Here is a 3,562-nt window from a genome sequence, read left to right on the forward strand (position 1 = left end):
GCGCCGGACGCGCACCCCCCCCCGCGTCCGCGCACCCCGAACCTCCCGGGGGTCGGGTGCGCAGCGACCGCCCCGGACCCGGGCGGGGCGCTCACGCGCCGCCCCCGCACCCCCGGCTCAACCCCGCGCGGCTCCCGCACCGCGCCATGCCGCCGGCATCACCGCCCAACCACCCGACCGACCGGCTCCAGGCCGCTCCACCCGAAAGGCACCGCCATGACCCTCAACCCCACCGACCGCGCCCGCATCGTCCAACTGCACGACATCGTGATGACCGCGCTCGCCTGCGGCAAAACCACCGGCGAGCACGGCGGACCGGGCATCGCCGCCTGGCTCGCCGCCGCCCGCATCGACACCGCCGCCCTCGGCCCCCACGCCACCGGCTTCCTCGACATCTGGGCCGAATCGTGGCCGCTCCCCGACGGCAAGCCCACCGCCCCCGCCGAACTCGAACCCGGCCACGTCATCATCCTCAACCGCAGCCGCGGCCCCGCCCCAGCCGGACACGTCCACACCATCGTCGACATCACCGACAAGCCCGACGGCTGGCGCCACCTGCACTTCTCCGGACCCTACCCGGCCGCCGAACCCCTGCTCCCCAGCCTCTACGTCGCCCCCACCACCCCGATCGACCTGCTGTGGTGACCAGCCGACACCCCGCCGCCCCGGGCGCCGCCACGCACCCGGGCGGCCGCCCCGGCGATGCCGCCAGCATCACCCACCAGAAAGGACCCACCACCCCCATGCCCGCCGCCCAGCAGCCGGACAACGACCGCGCCGCCCGCGTCCACCAGCACCTCGACTTCCGCATCGAGCCCGCCGGCCTGCGCCTCTACATCGACAACACCGGCTACCGCATCCTCGTCGCCACACCCCGACGCAGACGCGACCTCCCCGCGCTGATCCCCCACCTGCAGCACGCCGCCGCCCTCGGCGCCGTCCACGGCCCCTGCAACCAGCGAGCCGAAATCGCCGCCACCCTCGCCGGCCGGGCCACCCCCGGATGCGCGCTCTACGGACGCAGCCCCAGCGGCGCGCTGACCCTCGACCTCAACGGCGCCGTCACCGAGCTCGACCTGCCCGACCTACGCCCCCGCTACCTCACTGGCGACCTGCTCCGCGCCCTCAGCGACGTCTTCTACCTCGCCGGACGCATCGCCGACGACGCCGAGACCCTCCCGAGCACCGCCCGATGACCAAACCCATCACCCCTGCCGCCCCCGCCTTCCCCCTCCAGATGTTCTCGCCCGGTCGCCGACGTCGGCTCCTCGACCAGGTCTACGACCTGTGGGACGAACTCACCGCCGAATGCATCGAGACCACCCTCACCCTCGACGCGATCGCGGACACGATGGAAGACCTCCTCCTCGACGCCACCCAACGCGTCGAACTCGCCAACGAAGAGGCCGAAGACATCAGGCAGGCCGCCCGCGGCAACCAACGCGTCGCCTGCCAATGGTGCGACGGCGAGTTCTACGTCCCCCGCGCGAGCCACGGCCCCCACACCTGCCGCATGTGCCGACACTGCGACGGCTACTGAGCCGCATGGGCGCCCGGCCGCGCCCGGCACCGCAGATCACCGAGCCCGAGCGAACTCCGGGTGCCGGGACGCATCAAGCGGCCCGGCACCCGCCGCCCGGATGCCGCCAGCATCACCCCGACTAGGAGCCACCGTGATCACCCGCCGCCGAGTCCAGCTCCCCGCGCCCTACCCGCCCGTCAACATCGCCGAGACCGCCAACCCCGCCACCGGCGAGATCCGCTACCGCTTCAAAGGCCCTCGTGCCGCCGGCACCATCCTGATCAACCCCGAGCTACGCGGCGCCGAACCCATCCCCACCGCGGTGCACCTCACCTTCGGCGAATACGCCACCCGCGACCACGAGCGACCCCACCGGCCCGTCATCAACGGCGTGACCCTCGTTGGTGGCGTCATCCTCGACCCCGCCGAATACCTCGCCAGCGCCAACCACACCCTCTGGCTGCATCGGGCCACCGGCCCCTACACCAGCATCCGCGTCCCCGACGCCACCAACCGCTACGGCTCCGCCGTCATCCACGCCCTCGTCCGCCTCTGGCATACCCGGCCCGACCGCGACGAGCTCATCCTCACCGCCGCCCGGCGCACCGCCCGCCACCGACTGCACGAGCTCCACCGCTCCGCCATCGCCCCCATCAAGACCCGCATCGAAGAACTTGAACACGAGCTCCTCGACCACCTCCGCCACGCCACCGCCCTCTACGAACTCGCCCGCCAGCACGACGCGCTCAACCACGACACCCCGGAGACCACGCCATGACGCCCGCCCCGCCGCCCGGCCCCGCACCAGCCCGATACCCTGACCGGCGTACCGCAGCACGCCCCCGGCAGCCGAAGCCGGCCCGGCGCCGCCGCCGTACCGCCGCGCCACCGCCCTACCTCACCGGCCTCGGCACGGCACCCGCCGCCTTCCGCCGAACCCGCGAGGACCACGTGACCGACGCCGACCACACCCACGATGCCGCCAGCATCACCGGCCCACCCACCGCCGACGTCGACGACCCACAGGTCCCCACCCGCCACCACGACGGCCAGCTCTGCACCAACCGCGCCGGCATCGCCCACCTCGCCGGATGGAAACCCGGCAACTCCGTCAACGTCCGCGCCTCCAAAGACCCCGACTTCCCCCACCCCCACGGACCCAAAATCGGCCGCGAACTCTGGTACCCATTTGCCGGCGACCACGGCGTCGACGCCTACCTCGCCATCCTCGCCGAGCGCACCGCCGCCCAGAAAGCCCCACCAGTCAAAGACGGCAACCCCGACGACCTCCTCGCCGGCCCCGAAGCCGCTGACGCCCTGCACATCACCGAAGCCACCCTGCGCTCCTACATCCGCCGCTCCGTGCCCCACTGGACCGGCGAGACACCAGGCCGACCGATCCTGCCCCAGCCCGACGTCGAGGAACCCCGCAACGACTCCACCTTCGGGCCCTACACCCACCGCGCCTGGTACCGCAGCACCCTCACCGCCCACCACCCCGGCCGCCCGGGCCGCGGCCGCGGCGACGCCAGCGGCCGCCCCACCACCACCCACACGCCATGACCAGCACCAGCACCGACGAGCCAACCCACCTCGACGTCGACCAGGCCCTGCCCGACCTCACCTGGCTCCAACCCGGCCGCACCGTGCTCCGCCACACCGACAACACCCCCACCGGCCGCACCCGCGCCTGGCTCCCCTGCCACGACAACCAATCCGTCACCCTCCCCGCCGCCGAACAACTCCACCTCGTTCGCTGCCGCACCTGCGCACGCCTCTACCACCTCTGGCTCCACGACCACGGCGGCAACGACTTCACCGGCGAATGGACCGTCCACCCCGACGAAAAACTCCACGAATCCACCCCCCGCTACGGCCCCCGCCCCTTCTAAACCTCCCCCACCCCCGATGCCGCCAGCATCACCAAACCACCACCCCAAAACCAAAGGTCAAGGGCGTTTTGTCGTATCGGGGTGGGTGGTGCTGACCGTCGCTCCCGCCGAGGCCGGGCGTGTCCGGGCCTGGCCGCTGGCGCGTCCA

General features: G+C 72.8%; 6 protein-coding genes. All 6 read left to right on the top strand.

The window, feature by feature from the left end:
* Positions 1-216 precede the first annotated feature (216 nt).
* The 6 genes from AB0M08_RS47260 (at position 217) to AB0M08_RS47285 (ending at position 3,414) form a co-directional block, all read left to right on the top strand.
* The gene (locus AB0M08_RS47260) at positions 217-645 is read left to right on the top strand and encodes a hypothetical protein (protein ID WP_364508869.1); all 429 of its coding nucleotides are present in this window, start codon (positions 217-219) and stop codon (positions 643-645) included.
* Positions 642-1,196, top strand: a complete 555-nt coding sequence (locus tag AB0M08_RS47265) for a hypothetical protein (protein ID WP_364508871.1) — start codon at positions 642-644, stop codon at positions 1,194-1,196. Before AB0M08_RS47260 ends, AB0M08_RS47265 begins: the two co-directional genes overlap by 4 nt.
* Positions 1,193-1,540, top strand: a complete 348-nt coding sequence (locus AB0M08_RS47270) for a hypothetical protein (protein WP_364508873.1) — start codon at positions 1,193-1,195, stop codon at positions 1,538-1,540. Before AB0M08_RS47265 ends, AB0M08_RS47270 begins: the two co-directional genes overlap by 4 nt.
* Positions 1,541-1,673: 133 nt before the next feature.
* A complete protein-coding gene (locus AB0M08_RS47275) occupies positions 1,674-2,300 on the top strand; it encodes a hypothetical protein (RefSeq protein ID WP_364508875.1) in 627 nt (208 codons plus the stop codon).
* A 173-nt stretch (positions 2,301-2,473) separates the two neighbouring features.
* Positions 2,474-3,085 (top strand): hypothetical protein, encoded by a 612-nt coding sequence (locus AB0M08_RS47280; protein ID WP_364508877.1) that lies wholly within the window; start codon positions 2,474-2,476, stop codon positions 3,083-3,085.
* Positions 3,082-3,414, top strand: coding sequence for a hypothetical protein (locus AB0M08_RS47285; protein WP_364508879.1), 333 nt, complete (start codon positions 3,082-3,084; stop codon positions 3,412-3,414). The genes AB0M08_RS47280 and AB0M08_RS47285 overlap by 4 nt, the downstream gene beginning before the upstream one ends.
* The last annotated feature ends 148 nt before the right edge of the window (positions 3,415-3,562 follow it).

The sequence above is a fragment of the Actinoplanes sp. NPDC051851 genome (assembly GCF_040681165.1).
Classification (GTDB): Bacteria; Actinomycetota; Actinomycetes; order Mycobacteriales; family Micromonosporaceae; genus Actinoplanes.

What these genes read in the sequence shown, in the direction of transcription:
- AB0M08_RS47260 (WP_364508869.1), top strand. Translation starts at nt 217, where the DNA reads ATGACCCTCAACCCCACCGACCGCGCCCGCATCGTCCAACTGCACGAC.
- AB0M08_RS47270 (WP_364508873.1), top strand. Translation starts at nt 1,193, where the DNA reads ATGACCAAACCCATCACCCCTGCCGCCCCCGCCTTCCCCCTCCAGATG.
- AB0M08_RS47285 (WP_364508879.1), top strand. Translation starts at nt 3,082, where the DNA reads ATGACCAGCACCAGCACCGACGAGCCAACCCACCTCGACGTCGACCAG.